18 protein-coding genes are annotated in these 23,239 nt (G+C 66.8%); 12 read left to right on the top strand and 6 right to left on the bottom strand.

Annotation, left to right across the window (positions count from 1 at the left end):
- Nucleotides 1-10: 10 nt before the first annotated feature.
- From murC to ACWPMZ_RS14960, 11 genes are all read left to right on the top strand, one after another.
- Nucleotides 11-1,441, top strand: a complete 1,431-nt coding sequence (gene murC, locus ACWPMZ_RS14910) for a UDP-N-acetylmuramate--L-alanine ligase (RefSeq protein ID WP_455704847.1) — start codon at nucleotides 11-13, stop codon at nucleotides 1,439-1,441.
- Complete coding sequence (murB, locus tag ACWPMZ_RS14915) at nucleotides 1,438-2,400, top strand: UDP-N-acetylmuramate dehydrogenase (protein WP_455704848.1); 963 nt, start codon at nucleotides 1,438-1,440, stop codon at nucleotides 2,398-2,400. Before murC ends, murB begins: the two co-directional genes overlap by 4 nt.
- Entirely contained in the window at nucleotides 2,400-3,359 is a 960-nt protein-coding gene (locus ACWPMZ_RS14920) for a D-alanine--D-alanine ligase (RefSeq protein ID WP_455704849.1), read from the top strand. The genes murB and ACWPMZ_RS14920 overlap by 1 nt, the downstream gene beginning before the upstream one ends.
- Complete coding sequence (locus ACWPMZ_RS14925; RefSeq protein ID WP_455704850.1) at nucleotides 3,359-4,273, top strand: cell division protein FtsQ/DivIB; 915 nt, start codon at nucleotides 3,359-3,361, stop codon at nucleotides 4,271-4,273. The genes ACWPMZ_RS14920 and ACWPMZ_RS14925 overlap by 1 nt, the downstream gene beginning before the upstream one ends.
- Nucleotides 4,273-5,571, top strand: a complete 1,299-nt coding sequence (gene ftsA / locus ACWPMZ_RS14930) for a cell division protein FtsA (protein WP_455704851.1) — start codon at nucleotides 4,273-4,275, stop codon at nucleotides 5,569-5,571. Before ACWPMZ_RS14925 ends, ftsA begins: the two co-directional genes overlap by 1 nt.
- Before the next feature lie 127 nt (nucleotides 5,572-5,698).
- Nucleotides 5,699-7,498: a cell division protein FtsZ gene (gene ftsZ / locus ACWPMZ_RS14935; protein ID WP_455704852.1), complete on the top strand. Its 1,800-nt coding sequence runs from the start codon at nucleotides 5,699-5,701 to the stop codon at nucleotides 7,496-7,498.
- Nucleotides 7,499-7,562: 64 nt separating this feature from the next.
- Nucleotides 7,563-9,539, top strand: a complete 1,977-nt coding sequence (locus tag ACWPMZ_RS14940; protein ID WP_455704853.1) for an SPOR domain-containing protein — start codon at nucleotides 7,563-7,565, stop codon at nucleotides 9,537-9,539.
- Nucleotides 9,540-9,695: 156 nt separating this feature from the next.
- Nucleotides 9,696-10,205: a YbjN domain-containing protein gene (locus tag ACWPMZ_RS14945; RefSeq protein ID WP_455704854.1), complete on the top strand. Its 510-nt coding sequence runs from the start codon at nucleotides 9,696-9,698 to the stop codon at nucleotides 10,203-10,205.
- An 87-nt stretch (nucleotides 10,206-10,292) separates the two neighbouring features.
- Entirely contained in the window at nucleotides 10,293-11,105 is an 813-nt protein-coding gene (locus ACWPMZ_RS14950; protein WP_455704855.1) for a pyrroline-5-carboxylate reductase family protein, read from the top strand.
- 94 nt (nucleotides 11,106-11,199) lie between these two features.
- Nucleotides 11,200-11,976: a Bax inhibitor-1/YccA family protein gene (locus ACWPMZ_RS14955; RefSeq protein ID WP_455704856.1), complete on the top strand. Its 777-nt coding sequence runs from the start codon at nucleotides 11,200-11,202 to the stop codon at nucleotides 11,974-11,976.
- Nucleotides 11,977-12,308: 332 nt separating this feature from the next.
- Nucleotides 12,309-13,007: a hypothetical protein gene (locus tag ACWPMZ_RS14960; protein ID WP_455704857.1), complete on the top strand. Its 699-nt coding sequence runs from the start codon at nucleotides 12,309-12,311 to the stop codon at nucleotides 13,005-13,007.
- A gap of 1 nt (nucleotide 13,008) precedes the next feature.
- On the opposite strand, the gene ACWPMZ_RS14965 is transcribed toward ACWPMZ_RS14960, so the two are convergent.
- The gene (locus ACWPMZ_RS14965) at nucleotides 13,009-14,667 is read right to left on the bottom strand and encodes a GMC family oxidoreductase (RefSeq protein WP_455704858.1); all 1,659 of its coding nucleotides are present in this window, start codon (nucleotides 14,665-14,667) and stop codon (nucleotides 13,009-13,011) included.
- A 179-nt stretch (nucleotides 14,668-14,846) separates the two neighbouring features.
- Between ACWPMZ_RS14965 and ACWPMZ_RS14970 the strand changes: the two genes are divergently transcribed.
- On the top strand, nucleotides 14,847-15,323 hold the full coding sequence (locus tag ACWPMZ_RS14970) for a DUF3237 domain-containing protein (protein ID WP_455704859.1): 477 nt from the start codon (nucleotides 14,847-14,849) through the stop codon (nucleotides 15,321-15,323).
- Nucleotide 15,324: 1 nt separating this feature from the next.
- Here the strand turns inward: ACWPMZ_RS14970 and ACWPMZ_RS14975 are convergent, their stop codons facing one another.
- The 5 genes from ACWPMZ_RS14975 to ACWPMZ_RS14995 form a co-directional block, all read right to left on the bottom strand.
- Nucleotides 15,325-15,786 carry a VTT domain-containing protein gene (locus ACWPMZ_RS14975; RefSeq protein WP_455704860.1) on the bottom strand — a complete coding sequence of 154 codons (462 nt, stop codon included), beginning with the start codon at nucleotides 15,784-15,786 and terminating at the stop codon, nucleotides 15,325-15,327.
- 86 nt (nucleotides 15,787-15,872) lie between these two features.
- The gene (locus tag ACWPMZ_RS14980; protein ID WP_455704861.1) at nucleotides 15,873-18,860 is read right to left on the bottom strand and encodes a TonB-dependent receptor domain-containing protein; all 2,988 of its coding nucleotides are present in this window, start codon (nucleotides 18,858-18,860) and stop codon (nucleotides 15,873-15,875) included.
- Nucleotides 18,861-18,979: 119 nt separating this feature from the next.
- On the bottom strand, nucleotides 18,980-20,530 hold the full coding sequence (gene mdlC, locus ACWPMZ_RS14985; RefSeq protein WP_455704862.1) for a benzoylformate decarboxylase: 1,551 nt from the start codon (nucleotides 20,528-20,530) through the stop codon (nucleotides 18,980-18,982).
- A complete protein-coding gene (locus ACWPMZ_RS14990) occupies nucleotides 20,530-22,158 on the bottom strand; it encodes an MFS transporter (protein WP_455704863.1) in 1,629 nt (542 codons plus the stop codon). The genes mdlC and ACWPMZ_RS14990 overlap by 1 nt, the downstream gene beginning before the upstream one ends.
- A gap of 25 nt (nucleotides 22,159-22,183) precedes the next feature.
- Nucleotides 22,184-23,239, bottom strand: a complete 1,056-nt coding sequence (locus tag ACWPMZ_RS14995; RefSeq protein ID WP_455704864.1) for an amidohydrolase family protein — start codon at nucleotides 23,237-23,239, stop codon at nucleotides 22,184-22,186.

Genomic DNA, 23,239 nt, shown 5'->3' on the forward strand with positions numbered 1-23,239 from the left:
GGGGCGGGGCGTGAAGGGCGTCGAGACCGGTATCGGAACGATCCATTTCGTCGGCATCGGCGGGATCGGCATGTCGGGCATCGCCGAGGTCATGGCGAACCTGGGCTACAAGGTGCAGGGGTCCGACCTGTCGGACAGCGCCTCGGTCGGACGGCTGCGCAAGCGCGGGATCGAGGTCTTCGTCGGCCACCACGCAGCCAACCTGGGCGATGCGGCGGTGGTCGTCACCTCCACCGCGGTCAAGCGCACCAACCCGGAAGTCGCCGCCGCGCTCGAGAGGCGCATCCCGGTGGTGCGCCGCGCCGAGATGCTGGCCGAACTGATGCGGCTCAAGAAGACGGTCGCGGTCGCCGGCACCCACGGCAAGACGACGACCACCAGCATGGTCGCCGCGCTGCTCGATGCCGGCGGGATCGACCCCACGGTCATCAACGGCGGCATCATCGAGAGCTACGGCTCCAACGCCCGGCTCGGCGCCAGCGAATGGATGGTGGTCGAGGCCGACGAGAGCGACGGCAGCTTCCTCAAGCTCGACGGCACGATCGCCGTCGTGACCAACATCGACCCCGAGCATCTCGACCACTACGGCTCGTTCGGCCGGGTCAAGGATGCCTTCGTCGAGTTCATCGAGAACGTCCCGTTCTACGGCCTCGCCGTGCTGTGCATCGACCATCCCGAAGTTCAGGCCGTCATCGGCAAGGTGCGCGACCGCCGCGTGCTGACGTACGGCCTGTCAACCCAGGCGGACCTGCGGGCGGACGCCGTCCGCTCGCACGACGGCGGCAACCTGTTCACCGCCGTCCTGCGCGAACGCGACGGGAGCGAGCGGGCCATCGACAACGTCTTCCTGCCCATGCCCGGCAAGCACAACGTGCAGAACGCGCTGGCCGCGATCGGCGTCGCGCTGGAAATGGGCTGCAGCGACGAAACGATCCGCGCCGGCTTCGCGCAATTCGGCGGGGTGCGGCGCCGCTTCACTCGGGTCGGCGAAGTCGCCGGCGCGACGGTGATCGACGATTACGCGCACCATCCGGTGGAAATTCGCGCGGTGCTTTCCGCCGCGCGCGAGGCGAGCCGGGGCCGGGTCATCGCCGTCGTCCAGCCGCACCGCTACACCCGCCTGCGCGACCTGATGACCGAGTTCCAAGCCGCCTTCAACGATGCCGACGTGGTCTATGCCGCGCCGGTCTACCCGGCGGGCGAACAACCCATCGCCGGTATCGACGCGGCCCACCTGGTCGAAGGCATGCGCGCCAGCGGCCATCGCTCCGCCCACGAGATCGCAGGGGCCGATGAACTGGCCGAGGCGCTGGCGGACGAGGTTCGCAGCGGGGACTACATCGTGTGCCTCGGCGCCGGGGACATCACCAAGTGGGCGGCAGGGCTGGCCGACGCGATCGCCGCGCAGCGCAGCCCCGCAATCTCCCGGGGGGCGGCATGAGCCGCCAGCCGGGCGAACACCTGCGGGCATGGACCAATGCGCCCGACAGCGAGGACGCGGTCCGCCCCGCGGGCTTTTCCGGCGGCAAGCCGCGGGGGAAGCTGACGCACGACGCGCCGCTCGCCAAGCTCGTCTGGTTCAAGACGGGCGGCGCGGCCGACTGGCTGTTCGAACCCGAGGACCTGGCCGACCTCGTCACCTTCCTGTCCGCGCTGCAGCCGGGCACGCCGGTCATGGCGCTGGGCCTCGGTTCCAACCTGATCGTGCGTGACGGCGGGGTCCCGGGCGTCGTCGTGCGGCTGGGCAAGGCCTTCTCACAGGTCGAGGTCGGGGAGGAATGCGTCCTCAAGTGCGGCGGCGGGGCGAGCGGGATCCTCGTCTCCTCTACCGCGCGCGACGCCGGGGTCGCGGGGCTCGAATTCCTGCGCGGTATCCCAGGCACGGTCGGGGGCTTCGTGCGGATGAACGGCGGCGCCTACGGCCGCGAAGTTGCCGACGTCCTGCTCGACTGCGAGGTCGTCTATCCCGGCGGCAACCTGCTGACCCTGCCGGCCAGCGAACTGCGGTATCGCTATCGCCATTCCGACCTGCCGCCCGACGCGATCGTGGTGTCGGCGCGTTTCCAGGGCTATCCCGGCAAGCCCGAGGATATCGGCGCGGAAATGGACCGGATCGCCGCAGCACGCGAGGAATCGCAGCCGCTGCGCACCAGGACCGGCGGTTCGACCTTCAAGAACCCGGCAGGCGACAAGGCCTGGCGGCTGGTCGACGCGGCCGGTTGCCGCGGGCTGACCCACGGCGGAGCGCAAGTGAGCGAGAAGCATTGCAATTTCCTGATCAACACCGGTGACGCGACCAGCGCCGATATCGAGATGCTGGGCGAGGAAGTGCGCGTGCGCGTCTCGCGCAGCCAGGGCGTGATGCTGGAATGGGAAATCCAGCGGGTGGGCCGGTTCTGATGGCGCGTCTCGCGCCCCTGCACGTGGCGGTCCTGATGGGCGGCTGGGCGAACGAGCGGCCGGTCTCGCTGATGTCGGGCAACGGCGTGGCCGATGCGCTCGAGGCGCGCGGGCACCGGGTCACGCGGATCGACATGGACCGGCAGGTCGCCGCGCGCATCGCCGAGGCCGATCCCGACGTCGTGTTCAACGCTCTTCACGGCGTGCCGGGCGAGGATGGCACCGTCCAGGGCATGATGGACCTGATGGGCGTGCCCTACACGCACTCCGGCCTGCAGACGTCGGTCATCGCGATCGACAAGGAACTGACCAAGCAGGCCCTCGTGCCGCACGGGGTGCCGATGCCGGGCGGGCGCATCGTGCAGAGCGCCGACCTGTTCGAGCGCGACCCTCTGCCCCGGCCCTATGTCCTCAAGCCGGTGAACGAGGGCAGCTCGGTCGGCGTCGCCATCGTCACCGACGAAAGCAACTTCGGCAATCCGATCGCGCGGGATGCGAAAGGCCCCTGGCGCGAATTTCCCAGCCTGCTGGCCGAACCTTACATCCGCGGGCGAGAGCTGACCGCGGCGGTGCTCGGCGACAGGGCGCTGATGGTCACCGAACTGGTGCCCAAGAGCGGGTTCTACGATTTCGACGCGAAATACACCGATGGCATGACCGAACATGTCTGCCCCGCGGAAATCCCCGAGAACATCGCCCGGCTGTGCCTCGACTATGCGCTCAAGGCCCACAGGCTGCTGGGCTGCCGCGGCACCAGCCGGACGGACTTCCGCTGGGACGACGAGCGCGGCGAGGACGGCCTGTTCGTGCTCGAGACGAATACCCAGCCGGGCATGACGCCGCTCAGCCTCGTGCCCGAACAGGCCCGACATTGCGGCATCGAGTATGGCGAACTTGTCGAAATCATCATCGAAGAAGCGCTGAAATTCTTCACCGCGCTTCCCGCGGCGGCCCGCTGATGGCGCAGAAGATCACCCGCAAGGCCACCGGCGTGCGGCGCCAGGCCCGCGCCCAAGGGACGCGTCAGCAGGTGCGCAAGGCCCGCCAGCAGACCGGCGTGGTGGCCGGCGCGATCATGCGGGTGCTACCGTTCACCGAAGAGCAGCTGCACAAGGTGTTCCTGATCGTGATCCTGGCCTTCGCCGCGCTGGCGGCGTGGATCATCGCCGGCATGGCGGGGCTGACGATGCTGCTCGACCAGCAGTTCGCCGCAGCTTCGGCGCGCGCCGGGTTCGAGGTGAACCGGGTCGAGGTGCGCGGTGTCGAGCGGTTGAACCGCCTCAAGGTCTACGAGCGCGTTCTCGGTGCGCGGGAGCGGGCGATGCCGCAGGTCGATCTCGCTGCCCTGCGCGAAAGCCTGCTCGATCTGAACTGGGTCCAGGATGCCCGCGTGGCGCGGCAGCTGCCCGATACGATCGTGATCGACATCGTCGAACGCACGCCCCACGCCGTATTGCGGAAGCCCGGCCGCCTGGTGCTGATCGACGCCTCTGGCCACGAACTCGAACCGATCTCGCGCGGCAACGCCAAGGGCATGCTGCAGATCTCCGGCCCCGGCGCGCAGGCCCAGGTCGAGGCGCTGGGGACCCTGCTCGAGGCAGCGCCGGCGCTGCGCCCGCAGGTCGCCTCGGCCGAGTGGGTCGGCAACCGCCGCTGGAACCTGACCTTCAAGACCGGCCAGTTGCTCTCGCTGCCGATGGGCGAGAAGGACGGCGCCGGCGCCTTGATCGATTTCGCAAGGCAAGACGGCCAGCACCGCCTGATCGGTGGGAAGGCGACCGCCTTCGACATGCGCATCCCGCCCCGAATCTACATCCGCTGCCCGGACTGCCGCCAGTCCCAGCAAGCCGCTTCCCAGGAGGGGACAACCTGATGGCCTCCGTCCAGCCCCGCATAACCCGCGTGTTCGGCGCGGTCAGCATCGGCTCTTTCCGCGTCTCGGCCATGATCGCCGGGCTGGCTGAAAACGGCGAAATGACCGTGCTTGGGTCCGGCCACCGGCAGAGCCAGGGGATCAAGCGCGGCTATGTCACCGACATGCCGGCCGCGACCTATGCCGTGCGCGATGCGCTGGAACGCGCCGAGAAGATGGCCGGCACCAGCGTGCAGAGCGTGTGGCTGGGCGCATCGGGCGCGGGCCTTTCGAGCAACATCAGCCAGGTCGAAATCGAGATCGGCGGGCGGCGGATCGAGGAAGAGGACATCGAGCAGTTGCTCACGGCGGCGAAGGAGGCGATCCGGCCCGATGGCCGCATGGTGCTCCATGCCCAGCCGGCCTGCTACTTTCTCGACGGTGCGGACGGGGTGGCCAATCCCAAGGGCCTCCATGCCGAGCGGCTGGGCGTCGACATCCACACGATGCTGGCCGACGGTGCGCCGATGAAGAACCTGCGCGAGGCGGTCGAGAACGCGCACCTCGAGGTCGAAGGCGTGGTCGCCTCGCCGCTGGCGGCAGGGTATGCCTGCCTGACCGAGGAAGAGCGCGACTTGGGCGTCGCGCTGGTCGAATTCGGCGCCGAAGTGACCAACGTGGCGGTCTTCGCCGGCGGAATGCTGGTCGGCCTGACCGCGATCCCGACCGGATCGGCCGACATCACCGACGCCATTGCCAGCAACCTTGGCATCCGGCGGACCCAGGCGGAACGGCTCAAGTGCCTCCACGGCTCGGCGATCGCCAGCCCGACCGATCACCGAGAACGGGTGCCAGTCGGCATTCCCGGCGAAGAGACGGTGGGCCCGCAGGCGCGCGGGGCGGACGATCAGAATCGCATCGCCCGGTCCGACCTGATCGCGATCGTGACCGGCGAGCTCGACCGGCTGGTGAGCGATATCGGCCGCGCGCTCGAGGTCATGGGATTTGCCGGCGGTCGCAACGGCACCCGCGGGCGGCAGGTCGTGCTGACCGGCGGCGGGTCGGAGATGGCCGGGCTGGCGGATTATGCCCAGGCCGCGCTTGGGCGGCCGGTGCGGATCGGCAAGGCGCCGCAACTTTCGGGCCTGCCCGAAGCTCACGCGGTGCCCGGTTTTGCGACGCTGGCGGGCCTCGTGCTCTACGCCGCGCAGGACCCGATCGACGTGCGCAGTTTCGGCAGCGACCGGCAGATTACCGCAAGCTACGGCCCCGCCGCGATGGCGCAGCGCGTCTGGCACGCTGTAAGGGCTTATTTCTAACGGACATTTCCGCCCCGCGGCGCTCCTGCGAGCACTGTGGATAAGGCCATTTACCTTTTGCACCCGTGATTCTCTTTATGGCACAAGCAACACCAATGAAAATTAACCTCCTTTCCGGAGACATGGCATGAGCATCAACATCGGTCCGCCCTCGGTCGAGGAGCTGCGTCCGCGGATCACCGTCATTGGCGTGGGCGGCGCCGGCGGCAACGCGATCGCGAACATGATCCAGGCGGACATCGAAGGCGTCGACTTCATCGTCGCCAACACCGATGCTCAGGCGCTCAACAATTCGATCGCCGAACACCGGATCCAGCTCGGGCCGGAAATCACCCAGGGTCTGGGCGCGGGCTCGCGACCCGAGGTTGGGCGTGCGGCCGCCGAAGAAACGGTCGAGGAGATCGAGCGCGCGCTCGAAGGCGTGAACATGGTCTTCATCGCCAGCGGCATGGGCGGCGGCACCGGCACCGGTGCGGCCCCGGTCATTGCCGAAACGGCGCGCCGCCTGGGTGTGCTGACAGTGGGCGTGGTGACCAAGCCGTTCCTGTTCGAAGGCACGCGCCGGATGCGCAGCGCCGACGCGGGGATCGAAGAGCTCCAGAAGCATGTCGACACGCTGATCGTCATTCCCAACCAGAACCTGTTCCTGGTGGCCAAGGCGGAGACGACCTTCAAGGAAGCGTTCCAGCTGGCCGACGAGGTCCTCCAGCAAGGCGTGCGTTCGATCACCGACCTGATGGTCATGCCTGGCCTCATCAACCTCGATTTCGCCGACGTCCGCTCGGTCATGGGCGAAATGGGCAAGGCGATGATGGGCACCGGTGAGGGCGAGGGCGTCAACCGCGCGCTCGAGGCAGCCGAACGCGCCATAGCCAACCCGCTGCTCGACGGCGTGTCGATGCAGGGCGCCAAGGGCGTGATCATCTCGATCATCGGCGGCGAGGACATGAAGCTGCTCGAAATCGACGAGGCGGCCAATCACATCCGCGAACTGGTCGATCCCGAGGCGAACATCATCTGGGGTTCGGCGTTCAACCCGGATCTGCAGGGCAAGATCCGCGTGTCCGTCGTTGCGACCGGCATAGAGCAGAGCGCGGACCATATCCTGGCCGCGCACCAGCCGCTCAACCTGTCCGGCGCGCGCGGGCCGAAGAAGCCGGTGCTGCCTCTCCCGACCGAGGAAGAGCTGGCCGAAGACGCCGCGGCGGCCGAGCAGGCTTCGAGCCTGACGATGCCTGCGCGCGGCGATTGGGGCGACGAGTCCGATCAGGCCGAGGAATCTTTCGACGGCGGCTATGGCGAAGCGGAGACGGGCTACGGCGCGGAGCCCGCGTTAGCTCCCGAACCCGATGACGACGATGAGGACGAAGCTGCACGCTCCGCCGCATCTTTGCGCATGCCCGAACCCTATGAGCCGTCGGATGACGAGTTCGAGGAAGATGGAACTGCCGGCGACAGCGCCGCCCTGGATGCCGGGTTCGCGTCGCTTGCTGGAACGCGCATCACCCGCGATCCGGAGGCTGCCGCCGCTGCGGCCGACAACGGCTGGGACATGGGCGAGGACGCCGAGGAGGCTGAGGGCGACGAGCTCGAGCTGACGATGGAAGCGGCCGAGGACACTCTCGACGCCACTCCTCCTCCCGTGCAGGACGACCTGCTGCGCAATGCCGATCGCTTGGCAGCTGCCGATGAACCGGTGCAAGGCGGTTCACGCCGCGCGCGCATGCTGGGCGCGGCCGGAGTGGCTGAAACCGCTCCTGCGGCTACCCCGGAAGCCCCCAAGGCGGGCGGCACCACCCTGTTCGAGCGCATGGCCAACCTGTCGCGCGCGGCAAGCGATCGCAATGCGCCAGAGGAAGAGGAAGAGGACGACAGCGCCAGTTCTCTGCGGATCCCGCGGTTCCTCGGCCGCCAGAATAACCAGTAGGCCGAATAACCAGCAGGACTGTCGTTCGCGCGGGGTTCAGGCCGGACCCCGTATGGGACAAGCAATGACCAAAGACCCGCGCATGACGATTCTGGCCGGTGCCCTGGCATCGGCCGCGACGCTGTTCGCCGCGCCGCCGCTCGCGGCGCAGGCCGTGGTCCAGGCCTTGCCGCCCCCGGCCCTGAGCACGCTCAACGGGGCGCTGCGCGATCTGGCATCGAGCCCGCGCAGCGTGCCGGCCCTGCTGCGTGCGGCGTGGGCATCGCTCGAATTGAACGACACCGACGCCGCGCTCGGTTTCTTCCGGCGCGCCGAAGCGGTCGATCCCGCCAATGGCGAGATCAAGGCCGGCCTTGCCACGATCGAATTGAGGCAGGGCGACCCGGTGATCGCCACGCAGCTTTTTTCCGAGGCCGAAGCGAAGGGCGTGGCGATGGCGCGTTTTGCAGCCGACCGGGGGCTGGCCTACGATCTCGTCGGCAGGAATATCGAAGCGCAGGCCTACTATCGGCAGGCGCTTGCGCGTGGGACCGATCCCGAGACCGTCCGGCGGTTGGCGATCAGCCAGGCCATGTCGGGCGATCAGCGCGCGTCCGAATCCACGCTCCTACCGCTGCTCCAGCGGTCCGATCTGGCCGCTTACCGCTCGCGCGCGTTCGCCCTGGCGATCCTCGGCAAAAGCGAGGAGGCAGTGTCCATCGCCCAGACGATGCTGCCGGCCTCGCTGTCGAACCGGATGGCTCCGTACCTCCGCTACATGCCGCGGCTGACCCGTGCGCAGCAGGCGGCGGCGGCCAATCTCGGCCGTTTCCCACCGGCCGACCGCATCGGGCAGGACAGCCCGGCCGTTGCGGCACTCTCGGCGCACGCCGCGCCGCCGGTCCAGGTTGCCGCGCGCACGCCGGACGCTCGGCTGGAGCCTGCCGGACAGCCGCTTGGCACGAATAGTGCGGCGGCCGCCCGGACGACCGAACGCCGGACCCGGCAGCAAACCGCGCGCGAGGCCCCGCCCACCCGCGGATCGCAGACCGCGCTCAGGAACGACGATTGGCCGCGCCCATCGCGCGGAGCGAGGACCACGCCCGCGCCCGCTCGGCCAGCGCCCGCCTCGACCCCTGCTCCTGCGACCCAGCAGGTTGCAGCCGCTCCGGCAGCCACCGTGGCTGGAAGCTCCGTGGTCGTCGCCACTCCGGCCATGGTCCGGGTGTTCGAATCCCCGCCCGCGCAGCAGACTACCGGCGCGGCTCTTGCGCAGACTGTCGCCGTCCAGAACTCTTCGCCGCAGTCGAGTGTCGGACCGGCCGCGGAATTGCCGGCTGTGGGAGTTGCGCAACCTGCCGCGGCAGTCGCCAGCCCGCCGGCAGCTCAGCGGGTGACTGTCCCGGCGATAACGCTGCCGCCGTCCAGCGCCCCGCAGCAAGCCACCGTCGTTGCCAGCTTGCCGTCCGGACAGGTAAATTCTCAGCCGCCGGTTGCAGCGCCGGTCACGGTCGCCGCCGCGAGCGAGACGCCCCGTCCTTCGCTTTCGATTGCCGCCCCGGCAGTCATTCAGCCGACACCGTCGCCGTCCGCGCAAGTCGCAAGCCAAGGGCCCGTCCCCGATCAGAAGACCTTGGCCGATGCCTTCGCCGATTTCGCGCAGCCACCGGCCGTCGCGCCTGCAACCGGCGCGGTCGACATCAGCAAGATCGAGGTGAAGCGCGAGAAGCCGCCGGTCAAGGAAGAGGCCAAGGTCGAAAAGCCGAAGGTCGAGAAGCCCAAGCCGCCGGCCCACCCGAGCAGGATTTGGGTCCAGGTGGCCACCGGGCGCGACGTGAAGGCGCTGGGCTTCGACTGGCGGCGGATTTCCCGGGAAGCCGGGCCGTTGCTGGCCAAGCGCAGTCCGCATACCGCCAAGTGGGGCCAGACCAACCGCCTCGTCGTCGGGCCCTATGCCAGCGCGGCCGAGGCGCAGAAGTCCATCGCCGACCTGAAAAAGAAGGACATCGACAGCTTCACGTTCACCAGCGACGAAGGCGAAGCCGTCACGGCGCTGAAGTAGCCGGCGCGCCCATCGGCCGTTGTGGACAAACAGTTTGTGCACACTTTGTGAACAGGGTTGCGCGACTTTCCACCGCTCCCCGCCGCTGCCCGATTGATCGCCCCGAAGGGCCGCGTGCATTGAGCGCGAACTCGTCTTGGTAAACGGATTTCAACCATGAACATCGGCCCGAGGGCACAAGAAGAAGCTGACGACGCCGCCGCCCCGCTGGAGATGCTGGCGCAGCTGTTCGATGCGCATGGCTGGCCCTGCGAGTATACCGGCGACGAAGAACTGAGCGGCGAGATCCAGGGTAGCTGGACGACCTATCAGCTCAAGTGCATCTGGCGCTCGGAAGACCGCGTGCTGCAGCTGCTCTGCCTGCCGGAGATCCGCGTGCCCGACGCAAAGCGGGCGGCCGCGTTCGAACTGCTTGGCCTGATCAACGAGCAACTCTGGCTGGGGCATTTCGATATCTGGTCGCAGGGCGGGGTGCTGCTCTATCGCCACGGGCTCATGCTGGGCGATGATGGCATGCTAGGCCTGTCGATGGCGCAATCGGCCATCGAGGCGGCGGTGAGCGAGTGCGATCGCTTCTATCCGGCGTTCCAGTTCGTGCTGTGGGGCGACAAGACCGCCCGCCAGGCGCTCGATTCCGCGCTGGTCGACGCCGCGGGAGAGGCCTGAGGGCGGCGCAAAAGGGCTTTGCAGTACGCGCCGGGTCGTGCAGCACTTTGCGCAAGATCCACTTTTCCTCACGACCGAGGGCCAGGCATGAGCGACCGCTTTGAATCCATCCTGCTCGTCGGCTGTGGCAACATGGCGGGCGCAATGCTGCGCGGGTGGCTTGCCGGGGGGCTTGCTCCTGACAGGTTCACTGTCGCCGATCCGGCGATGCCGCCGCTGCCGGAGGGAGTCACGGTGCTCGATGCCGTTCCTGCCGCTCGGACATTCGACGCTGTCCTGTTGGGCGTGAAACCGCAACTGCTGCCGAAGGTGGCGGCGCCGGTGGCGCAACTGGCGGGACCGGACACAACCGTGCTCTCGTTGCTGGCGGGGGTCGATCTCGAGACCTTGGAAAAGACCTTCGCGCGGGCTGGCGCAGTCTACCGGGTCATGCCCAATCTTGCCGTCGAACTCGGCAAGGCGCCGATCGCACTCGCTGGCGCGGGCCTCGACGAGGCAGGCCGGGCTGCACTTGCGGCGCTTCTCGCCCCCCTCGGATCGCCCGAATGGGTCGAGGAGGGCGACTTCGACCTCGTGACCGCGCTTGCCGGGTCGGGGCCCGGGTTCGTCTACCGGTTCATCGAGGCGCTTGCCGTGGCCGCGGCCGACCTTGGGCTCGATCGGGCCCAGGCCGACCGCCTGTCGCTCGCGATGGTCGAGGGCGCGGCGGCGCTTGCCGCAGCCAGCCCGCACGATCCCGGCGAGCTGGCGCGGCGGGTCGCCAGCCCGGGCGGAATGACCCAGGAAGGTCTCGACGTGCTCGACCGCGACCATGCTCTCGTCGGGCTCCTGAAAGAGACTCTGCGAGCGGCGAGGGACCGCGGGGCCGAACTTGCCGCAGCCGCACGGGCGAACAGTTAACGCGAACCGCCCGGTTTTCCTTGAAATCACCGGGTTCAAGGGCGATATTGCCACTACCGGCTTGTCGTCGCTCGGCGCCGGAATGGAGAGAATAATGGCGAATTGGAACGATCCCCAGAACACTCGCGCGGGCTTCGGCACCGCGCCGAGCGCGATGGGCGACGTCGCTTCGCGCACCACGTTCGACGCTGGGCTGCGCAAGCATATGCTTTCGATCTACAATTACATGACCAGCGGCGTGTTGCTGACCGGTCTGGTCGCAATGCTGTTCGCCCGTTCGGGCATGGCCGCCACCGTGATGAGCGGCGGCATCCTGATGTGGATCATCATGCTTTCGCCGCTCGCGATCGTCTTCGCGATGAGCGCCGGCGCCAATCGTTTCAGCACCGGCACGCTGCAGTTGATGTTCTGGGGCTTCGCAACCCTGATGGGCCTGTCGATGTCCACGATCTTCCTGGTCTTCACGGCCAGCTCGATCGCGGCGACGTTCTTCGCCACGGCGGCCGCGTTCGCTGGCCTGAGCCTGTTCGGCTACACCACCAAGAAGAGCCTGAGCGGCTGGGGCAGCTTCCTGATCATGGGCGTCGTGGGCCTGCTGGTCGCCATGATCATCAACATGATCTGGCCGATGCCCGGCCTGAGCCTCGCCATCTCGTTCATCGGCGTGCTGATCTTCGCGGGCCTTACCGCCTACGATACCCAGCGTCTCAAGAACGAGTACCTGGCGATTCAGCAGATGAAGATGACCAATGCCGGTGCGGCCGCCGCCTTCCCGACCGGGAAGCTGGTGATCATGGGCGCGCTGAGCCTCTATCTCGACTTCATCAACATGTTCCAGTTCCTGCTCAGCTTCATGGGCAACCGCGAATAGTCGCACGCAGGACTCGTTTCATCGCGCCCGGGAAGCCACAGGTTTCCCGGGCGTTTTCTTTGCGCGGCCTTCCGTTTAGCGTTACCGCTTCATGCCTGTGAAAGGCGCCGGCGCGCATTTTGCGCGCGTCCGCGCTGAGGAGAGGGTTCTTGGGTCTCGATCTGTTTGTTCGTCGCATTCCGGTGAGTGCCGTCCCCGTGGCGGCCACGGTTGCCTTGCTGGCCGCCTGCGCGACGCCGCCGCCCCCGCCACCTCCGCCGCCTCCCCCGCCGCCGCCGCCGGTGGAAGTCATTCCGGTTCGGCCGCTGCCCCCGGGCGGTGCGTCGTATACGATGAGCATCCCCCCGGTCGGGGCCGACGGCATTCGCCGCACGGTGAACACCGGCCTCGATAACGACCGGACGCTTTGGCATTTCCGGTCGGTCTGGAACGTCGCCGCGCTCAACTGCGTCAATCCCGAAGATCAACCGATCCTCGACAACTACGGCAAGTTCCTCAAGGACAACGCCAAGGTGCTGACCGCGGCGAACAACTCGATCGACCGGCTCTACCGCTCCAACTATCCGGGGCGGAACGAGGGCGTGAAGATGCGCGAGGCGGAGATGACCGCGGTCTACAACTACTTCGCGCTGCCGCCGGTCCGTAACGGGCTGTGCAACACCGCCTCGCAGATCGCATTCGAGTATGCCTCGGCCAAGCCGGCGGACATCAACGCGTTCGCCGCGGCCGGGCTTGCCCGCTTCGAGGGCCAGTTCCAGCAGTTCTTCACCGCCTACGACCAGTATGTCGTGGATTCCTCGGCGTGGGACGCGCGGTATGGCGAGCGGTACGGCTCATCCCAACCGGGCTATGTCGCCGTGCATTCGACGGGCCAGCGCAGCATCGGCGGCAGCCTCGCCGCGCAGCAGGCGGCGACTGTCGCCGGCGGCAGCGTGCGCGATGCCGAGACCGGTGCCGTCATCCCGGTGATCAGCCTGCCGGAAGACACGACCGCGGTGCCGGTCGTGCAACCGGTGGAAAGCGGGCGCTGACCTAGGCGGCGATCGCTTCCCGGGCGTCCGCCAGAACCATTTCCGCGCCTTTTTCCGCGACCATGATGGTGGGGGCGTTCGTGTTGCCGCTGGTGATCCTGGGGAACACGCTGGCATCGATCACCCGCAGTCCCTCGACGCCGCGAACCTTGAGGTCGGGGGTAAGGGGGAAGCGCTCATCTCCCATCGCGACGGTCCCTACCGGGTGGTAGACGGTGGCCGACGCGATCTTGGCATATTCGAACATCGCCGCATCGGTCTCGCCGAACGGGTCGCCCGGGTCCTTGATGTATTGCCTGATCGCGGGCTGGTTCCAGATCGCCCGGATCACCTTCAGCTGCGTGACCGCCATCTGCTGGTCGATCGGATCGGAGAAATAGTTCGGTACGATCCTGGGATGGACCATCCCGTCGGGTGACTTGGCGTGGATGTGTCCGCGCGATTCCGGCCGGAGCTGGCACGGATTGCTGGCCATGCCCGGCTCCTTTTCCAGCTGGAGCGCCTGCTTGGTCGCCAGCACTTCCAGGTCCATGCTGGCGGCCATCATGTGGATCTGCATGTCCGGATGCTCGAGTTCGGGCCGGGTCTTCGCGAAGGCGCAGCCGTGGGCGACCGCCATCGAAAGGATGCCGGTCTTGGCGACCTGATACTTGGCGATTTCCTTGATCAGGTTGAGGCCGGTGGAGCGGTGGTTGATCGAATGCCAATCCTCCTTCAGGCGGGCCTGGCACCCGATCATGACGTGATCCTGCAGGTTCTCCCCCACGCCCTTGCTTTCGTGGATCACGGAGACGCCAAGCTCTTGCAGCAGTTCGCCCTGGCCGACGCCGCTGATCTCCAGCAGCTTGGGACTTTCGACCGAACCTGCGCTGAGGATGACTTCGCGCGCGGCCATGACCCGCCGCTTCTCCCCGTTCTGCATGAATTCGACACCGACGGCGCGCTTGCCCTCGAACAGGATGCGCGTGGTCATGGCACGAGTTTCGACCAGCAGGTTCTCGCGCCCCATGGCCGGGTGAAGATAGGCGTTCGCGGCCGAATGGCGCCGGCCCTTCTTGGCAGTCAGCTGGAACCAGGTGACGCCTTCCTGGTCACCATCGTTGAGGTCTTCGCGATAGGGCAGGCCGTACTGCTCGCACGCCTCGATCAGGGCGCCCGAAATCGGGTGCTTCTCGGGGAAATCGCTGACGTTGAGCGGGCCGCCAACGCCATGCGAATCCATCTCGCCGCGTTCCTGGTGTTGCGCCTTCTTGAAGTAAGGCAGCACATCGTCCCAGCTCCAGCCGCGCGCGCCCATTTGGGCCCACCCGTCATAGTCCGCCGCCTGGCCGCGCACGTAGAGCAATCCGTTGATCGAGGAAGAACCGCCCAGGACCTTGCCCTTGGGCCACTTGTGCGGCCGTCCGCCGGTGCCGGCGTCGACCTCTGTGTCGTAGAGCCAGTTGACCTTGGGATCGTTCAGCGTCTTGCCGAAGCCGATCGGGGTCTGGATCATCATGTTGGACCAGAACTGGCCGGGTTCCTTGAGCGGCCGATCGTCGCCCCCGGCTTCCAGCAGGACGACCTTGTGCCGCAGGCTTTCGCTCAGCCGCGCGGCCAGCACGCACCCCGCGCTGCCCGCACCGACGATTACGTAATCAGCGTAAAGATCCGCTGCCATTCCATCTCTCTCCTCGACCGGTCACGCCCTGTTCTGCAGGGTCGAATGGTTGCACTAAGTATTCACTGGCGCGGCGGTGTCGCGTGCCCGTTTTGCACGCGCCGACGCCGGGTTAGGTATGGGCTTGTGCGATTCGCCTGGCAGCCTAGCGGAGCGGACCGATGTAGGAAAACGATCCGATGGGAGAAGCCGTAATGATCAAGCCGGAACTGGAATTCGTCTACGAAGCGGGCGGCGAGCTCGATGCGCCGCGCGAGATCGGCCGGGTGGTCGACGGCACGCGGCGTATCATTCCGATCAAGTCCGGGGGCCACGTCAAAGGGCCGAAGATCAGCGGCAAGCTGATGGGCAACAGCGCGGACTGGCAATTGACCCGGCCCGACGGGGTGACCGTGGCCGATGCGATATACGCGATCGAAACCGACGACGGCGCGCTGATCCAGATCCGCAACAAGGGCCTTCGCCACGGGCCGCCCGAAGTGATGGACCGCCTGCGCCGCGGGGAGGATGTAGATCCTGCTGAATACTACTTCCGTACGGTGCCGGAATTCATCGCCCCCGAAGGCCCGTACGACTGGCTGAACAAGTCGATCTTCATCTGCTCGGGCGCGCGATATGCCAGCAGCATCAAGCTGTGGGTCTGGCGGGTGCTCTAGTTCAGAACAGCGACCCGGCGGTCGACCCCAGCAAGATGGCCGGGAGGAAACCGATCGCGGTGGCCGCGAGGAAGGACCGCGCGCGCACAGGCGACAGGGCGCTTCCTGCGGTCACGAGGAAATGCGGAATGCCCGCCACTCTCAGGCCGGCGATATAGAGGAAGCCGCGCTTCTCGAAATGGTCGGCTAAAGGGGAGATGCGTGCCCCCCAGCGCGCGTGAATCCGCGCGCTCAGAAGGTGGCGGGAGGCGAGGAACAGCAAGTGGCTGCCGATCACGGCCCCGGCAAATACCGCCGCCCCGCCGAGCAGGCCCAGCAACGCGCCGGACGACAACGAGAGCGGCACGATGGTCCCGGGAACGCAGAATGCCACCAGCAAAACCGTCAATCCGCACAGGACGAGCGCAAGCAGGGCATCGCTGGCGAACAGCGCCTGCAAGGCGAGCAGTATCTCCGCGATCATGGTCCTGTCCTCATACCCGGGGAGCGCGGCAGGGCGCTGGTCGTTCCCGGGCGTGAGGCAGGCGGCCCGAAATTCGGGCCGGTACGCTACATCTTGATGCGCGCGCCGATCCGGAAGTACCGGCCCAGCGTGTCGAAGTAGACCGGGTTCGTGTAGAACTGCGTCTCGGGAGCGGCCGGCGGATCCTTATCGAACAGGTTGCTCACCGATCCAAACAGCTCGTAGCGCTTGTCTGCGTCGAGCCAGACCGAGGCGAACAGGTTGGTGTAGAAGCGCCCGTCGACGTGATTGTCGCTGATCGAGTTGAGCAGGGTGGTGGCATAGCCGTCCTGGTCGGGGCCGATGCGCTGCGCATCGTACAGGCCCGGCGGGATATACCGGCCCTGCAGCGTGACCTGAAACTGCGGCGCGGTGAAGGTGGCCATTCCGGTCACAGTCCAGTCCGGCGCGGCGAGCCCGGCCGACGAACCGGTTTGGCCCGCCCGATCGATGGAATCGCCGAAGCTCGTCACCTTGAGCGTGTCGACGAAGGTGGCCAGCGCCCGCAACTGCAGCGTGTTGGCGCCCAGCGGCAGGCGGTAGCTTGCTTCGAAATCGATGCCCTTGGCCAGAATGCGCTCGAGGTTGAGCTGCGTGTTGCGGATTTCGGTGACCGCGCCCGCGGCATTGCGGGTGATCAGGTTGCAGGCTATCTGGATGCCCACGAAGCACTTGTCGACCAGGCCTTGCGTGCCGCCCGGTGCCGCACCGATGAAGTCCCTGATGTCGATGCGGTATGCATCGGCCGAGAACTGGAACCCGCTCAGTGCCCCGCTCGGCTGGAGGATGATTCCGATCGTGGTCGTATCCGCCTTTTCCGGGCCCACGTTGGGCGCGCCGCCGTTGACGATCGAGGGGAAGTTCGTCGTCCGCGCACCGGTAGATGTCAGGACGAATGGGTTGGTCACCGGCGTGAAGCTGCTCGCCGAAGCGAGGAAGAGCTCGGCGAAGTTCGGCGCGCGCACATCGCGCGACTGCGTTGCGCGCAGGCGCAGCCAGTCGGTCGGTTCAGCCGTTGCGCTGATCTTCCAGGTCGTGGCGTCGAACGAATTGCTGCTGGCGGCGCGCAGATAACTGCCGAAGCCGCTCGTCTTGTAGAACGCCTGGCGCAGCGCGCCGTTGAGGGTGAGGATGTCGGCGATCGGCAGCTCAAGCTCGGCGAAGGCTTCGAACACCTCGGTCTTGCCGTTGTAGTCCGACCCGAAGTTCTGGAAGTAGGCATAGATGTTCGACAGGTCGTCGTGCACCACGTCGATCTTGTCGATGCGGAACTCGGCGCCGGTGGCGAAGCTCAGCGGCGCGCCGAAGATGTCACCGGCATCGCCCCGCATGGTCGCGGAAAAGACATGCTGCTGCAGTTTGATGTCTTCGCGCAGCTGATCGTAGATGTAGTCCTCGCCCGCCTGCGTCACGTTGCCCGCGCCGAACAGGTTGATCGGCACGCAGCCCGCTGCCGCGGCGACCAGAGCCGGGTTGGGGCTGAGCAGCGCGCGGCAGGTGACCTGTCCGTTGGCCGGGTTTACCACCGCATCGGCCGCCCAGAAGAAGCGCGCGTTCGAGGCGGGGTTGGTAAGCGCCACGCCCGGCGCGCCGCTCACCAGTTGGTTGTCGACCGTCTGCAGGCGATCGGTGCGGCCATACTGGTAATAGAAATCCCAGGAATACCCGTCGAGGAAATCGCCGGAAAAGCCGGTCGTCACCCGGTAGGTGTCGGCCTTGGAACGGCTGAATCCCCGGCCTACGTCCGACAGGACCCGGCCGAGGCTGAAGGTCGCTGCCGTTGGCCTGGTCGTGCTGCTGGGCGCCGTCGGCTGGGCCGGCGCGGGGAAGCCCGCGACCGACCGGATCCCGGCGGGAATGTAAGGGTTGTCGGCGAAGATCGGGATCGTCGAGGAGAAGTAGGCGGCCTGGAAGGTGCCGCCGTCGACATGGCCGTAGCTGCCTTCCGCGAACCAGCGGAGGCTGTCGCCGATATCGACATCGATGTGCGCGAAGCCGGTGTAGCGTTCGACCGGGGCGATGAGGTCGACGTCGGTGTAGGTGGAGTATTTGTCCCCGCCGAGCTGCGTCAGGCCCGAGGCAAGAGTGCCTGCCTGAGTAGCGCCGACTGCACCGTTGGACGCGAAAGTAACCGCGCCGGTCCCGCGGCTGTTGGCGATGGCCAGCCCGATGCCCGCCGCGTTGTTGAACCGGCTGACAACGCCCGACGGGGTCACGAACCAGCCGGCGTTATCGTCGCTGCGCACGAAGTTGGGCAGGCCGTTGTTGGTGGCGAAGGCGTTGTTGGTCACGACCGCGCCGACCTTGCACCAGTCGCGCGTGAAGCAGTTGCCGGTGCCCTTCTGATTGGAATATTCGCCGCCGACGACGAGGTGGGCGGTCGAGCCGATGTCGGTGCCGTAGGCGAGGCCGGCATGGATGTTCTTGCCATCGCCTTCCTGGGAGAAGCCGTAATCGACCTGCGCCTTGAAACCGTCGAGCTGGGTATCGAGGATGACGTTGACGACGCCGGCGAGGGCGTCGGACCCATAGGCGGCCGAAGCGCCCCCGGTGACGACCTCGATCCTGCTGACGAGCGTGGACGGAACGAAGTTGAGGTCGACCGAACCTTCGCGGGTGGTCGGGGCGAACCGCCGGCCATCGACCAGGACCAGGTTCCGCGTCACGCCCAGGCCGCGCAGGTTCACGATCTGCGCGCCGACGTTGAAGCTGCCGAAGCCGTTGGTCGACGGATTGTTGGAGGGGCGGAAGGCGGGGATATCGGCGACCGCTTCACCCACGTTGGTGACCTGCGTCTGCTCGAGCTGCTCGGCGCCAAGGACCGTGACGGGGGAGGGAGTGTCGAAGGTCGAGCGCGCGATGCGGGAGCCGGTCACGATGATGGTCTCTTCATCGCCGCTGGCGGATTCGGCAGATGCGTCGGCGGCGGTTGGCACGTCCTGCGCAGCGGCGCTGCCGGCGAACAGGATTCCTAAAGCGAGAGCGGAAACCGCAACGCCCAGGCGGGCGTGCGTACGGGCGAACGTACGAACCATCAATAATCCTCCCCAAGTCCGCCCGGAATTTCCCGTAGCGTACGCGAGTCGGAGATCGACCCGCGGTCAGGTCAGATTGAATCCGGCAAATTGGGTTGGCAAGCGGAATTCTTAGTTGGCTAAGAAATTCGGATATCCAGCAGGGTGGGGCCGGGCGCCGAAAAGGTCCATCGCAGGGCCTCGTCGAGTTCCTCCACGCTCTCCACCAGACGCGCCTCGACGCGGTGACCTTCGCTCAGCTTGACGAAGTCGAGACCGGTCAGGTCGCAGCCGGGGACATGGTTCATGCCGAATTCGCCCGAAAATCCGGTCAGGGCGGCATAGGCGCGGTTGTTCATGATCAGGAAGCTGACGTTGGCATTCTCCGCCTTTGCCGCGAACAGGCCCTGGATCGTGTACATTGCCGCCCCGTCGCCGAGGACGGCGATGACCTTGTCGGGCTGCCCCAGAGCCACGCCGATGCTGCCGGGCAGCGAATAGCCGAGGCCGCCACTGGCGCAGGAATAGAACCCGCCCTCACGCAGGATCGGCAGGACGTCGTGCTCCGGGCCGCGGGCTGTCGGAGACTCCTCGACGATCACCGCATTCGCCGGGCGCAAGGCGGCGACCCGCTTGAGGACATAGGCTGCGGTCATCGCCGCATCGGGATTCTTGTGCGCGAAGCCGGTGCCCGCGAAGGCCCGCGCCTCGACCATTTCACGCAGCGAAGCGAGCGCTTCTGCCGGGTCGCCCAGCACCCCTGTCCCGCCGGGGAGGGCGGCGATATGCTGGGGATCGTCGGAGATGGCCATCAGTTCGGCCCCTCCCGGCCAGTGCGGACCGCTCCCTTCGACGTGATAGGTGAAGACCGGCGCGCCCACCACGAGGATCGCATCATGCGGCGCGAGCGCGGCCCGGATCTGATCGCGCCAGGCGTTGAGGAAACCGCAGAACTGCGGATGGTTTTCCGGGAAGCACTCACGGGCGTTGTAAGGCGCAGTCCACACCGAAAGCCCGGCGTGCTCGGCCAGTTCCACCGCCGCGTCCCAGCCGCCGGCATTTGCAAGGCCGGTGCCGATGACCAGCGCGGGGTTCTGCGCGCGGGCCAGCATGTCGGCCACGTCCTGCAGGCCCGAAGGGTGGGCCAAGGTGCGCACGCACACGTCGGGCAGGGCGGGCATTTCGCATTCGCGGTCCCAGTCGTCCACGGGGATCGACACGAACACCGGCCCCATCGGCGGCGTCAGCGCGGTGACGAACGCGCGAACAAGCGCCAGCGGCACGTCCTGCGCACGGGCAGGTTCGACCGAGTACTTGACGTAAGGCCGGGGAAATTCGGTCGGCCGTTCGGCATAGAGGAACGGGTCGTGCGGCAGGATCGAGCGCGCCTGCTGCCCCGCCGTGACGATGACGGGAGCGTTGTTCTTCCACGCGGTGAACAGATTGCCCAGCGAATGCCCGGTGCCGGCTGCGCTGTGCAGGTTTACCAGCGCCGGCCTGCCGCTCGACCGGGCGTACCCGTCGGCCATTCCCACGACGACGGCCTCGTTCAGCCCCATGACGTAAGGGAAGGGCATGCCTTTGAGCATCGGCAATTCGGTGCTGCCGGGATTGCCGAACAGCTTGTCGACGCCGAAATGCTCGAAAACGGCGAACGCCGCGTCGCGCACGGTCATTCTGGCGGTGGTCACTAGACGGGTTCTCCTGCGGCCCGGGCACGGGCAAGGATCGAATCCTCGTCGCGCTGCACGCGGGTGAGGACATAGACCAGGATGATCGCGATGATCGGGGCCACCACGTTGATCGAGATGATTGCCTGGCCGAGATCGCCGCCGTTGCGGTCGGACACGATGCCGACAAAGTAGGGACCCATGCCGAGGCCGAGCAGCGTCGAGATGATGATGTAGGTGCTGCTGGCCATGCCCCGCATGCGGGGCAGCACGAGGTCGTAGTACAGCGAATAGATCGGCGGCAGCCACAGCGTCAGAACGATGCTGTAGACGCTGAATCGGAGGTAGAAAGTCAGCGGATCTTCCGCGCTGTAAGTCCAGATGCCGAAGAACGGCGAGATGCCCAGCGAAGCGAGGGTCAGCCAGACCCTCCCGCGCGCGCCCATGCGCACGGTCATGAAGTCGGCCAGGGGTCCGGCGATGACGGGGCCCAAAATACCCAGAGCGGCGGAAAGCAGCCCGAACTGCAAGCCGGTGGTGGCCTGGTCGAGACCGAACTCCCGGATCAGGAAGCTGGGGGTGAAGCCCATCACGCCGTAATTGATCGAGGTCTGCAGCCCGCCGACGATGAACAGCAGGATCAGGCTGGGCGATGCCATGACCGCGTAGGTCGGCTTGTCGGTCAGCTTGAGAGACTGGAACAGGTTCACGATCACGAACGCGCCGAACCCCACGACGAACCATTGCAGCGCGTGTGGATCGAACGACATGCCGAGCGCCTCGAGCGGCGGCCGGGGGCTGAAGTCGCGCGTGATCTGGGTCATCGTCCAGCAGACGGCCAGGATCGCTGCCAGGCTGCCCAGGTTGATTGCCCACTGCCGGGCGCCTGCATCGCGCCGCCAGAGATAGTACCAGTTGGCAAGCGGAGTAACGGAACCCAGCACTTCGGCGCTGGCCTTGAACGGGTGGGGATCGGGCGGGCTGGAAATCCCGTCGACCCCGCCACGCACCGGCTCCTTCATGCGATAGATAAAGAACGCCAGCAGGAATCCCGGGACCGCGGCGACGAGAAAGGCGAACTGCCAGCCGGAAAAGCCGAAGGAAGCACCGCCGGCGGCGATCCGCTCGTCCCACCATTGCGCGGCGAACCCGCCGATCGCCATCGAGAGGCCGAGCCCCAGTGCGGTGGCGATGCCCATCGCCGCCATGGCCGTGCCACGCCGGCTGCGCGGGAAGGTGTCGAAGATGATCGAATTGGCCCCCGGCTGGCTCGCGCCTTCGCCGATCCCCACCCCGAGGCGCGAGATAGCCAGCAGCGTGAAACTCTGGGCGAATGCGGACAGCCCGGCAAACAGCGACCAGCCGAACAGGCAGATCCCGAGCAGGCGGGTGCGGATCCAGCCGTCCACCAGTCGTCCGAGCGGCAGCGAGAACAGCGCGTAGAACAGCGCGAAAACCGTGCCGTAAAGCAGCCCCAGCTCGGCGTCGCCAATCCCCAGGTCTTCCCGGATGGAGGGCGCAAGGATCGAGAGGATCTGCCGATCCAGCAGGCTCATCATCTGCGCCGAGGCAACGAGCGTCAGCGCGTACCACGCGCCCTTGGGCACCTTGTCGGCGCGCACGACGGGCGGTTCTGCTGCGGTGGCCATTATCTCTCCCTCTCCCGGAAAACTGCTAGAGCTTGAACCACCGTTCCGCATTGGTCTGGAAGAACTTCTTCTTCTGCGTATCGGAAATCGCCATGTCGTCCATCCAGCGGACCTCGTCGGGCAGGTACTGATAGGGATAATCCATCGCGTACATCACGCGGTCCTCGCCCATCACCTCGATCATCAGCTTGATGACCGGCTCGTAAGCCATGCCGCTGTTGGTCGCGAGGACGTTGTTGCGCAGGTAATGGAATAGGTCGTGCTGCAACGGCTTGAGGCGCGGATAGCGGTTCGAGCGGACGCCCGCCTTGTGCATGTAGTCGTGGCGATAGATCCAGTAGGGGATGGCCTCGCAGCCGTGGCCGAGCATCATCTGCAGCCCGGGATACCGGTCGAACACCCCGGTGGTCATCATGCGCAGGCCGTGGAACGCGGTTTCGACGCCGAAGCCGAACACCGCGCCGTCGAGCCCGGCTTCGACCATCGTCCCGATCATCCCGTCGGGCGGGCCCTGCGGATGGATGTACAGCGGCAGGTCGAGATCCGCGCAGGCGCGCAGGATCGGATCGAACTGTTCCTCGTCGAGGTAATGGCCGTGGGTGTGCGAGTTCACCTGCACGCCGTGGAAGCCGAGCTCTTCCTTGCCGCGGCGCAGTTCCTCGGCCGACCAGTCGGGGTCGAGCGGCGCAATGGCAATCATGCCATAGAAGCGGTCGGGATGCCTTTCGCAGGCATCCTTGAGCTGGTCGTTCGCGTTGCGCGCAATGCGCTTCGCCTCGTCGGCATCGTGCATCGACTGGGTGCCGGGGCTGGTCAGCGCCAAAACCGCCTTGTCGATCCCGGCCTCGTCCATCGCCTGCAAGCGCAGCTCGCCGAGGTCGAGGAGGCGCTCACGGATGAAGGTAGTGCGCTCGCTGGCGCTGGTGCCGTAGAAACCCCACAGGCTGTTAGTCCCCTCGTCGGCGCGCCCTTCGCGCACCAGCCGCATGATCGCGTCGAGTTGTTCCTGCGTGGCAAAAGCTTCTTCGGTCGCGATGCGAAGATAGCCGCGGTCGCCGCCGGTCTTGAGTTCGTGGGTCAT

This window comes from Tsuneonella sp. HG222, from assembly GCF_053819185.1.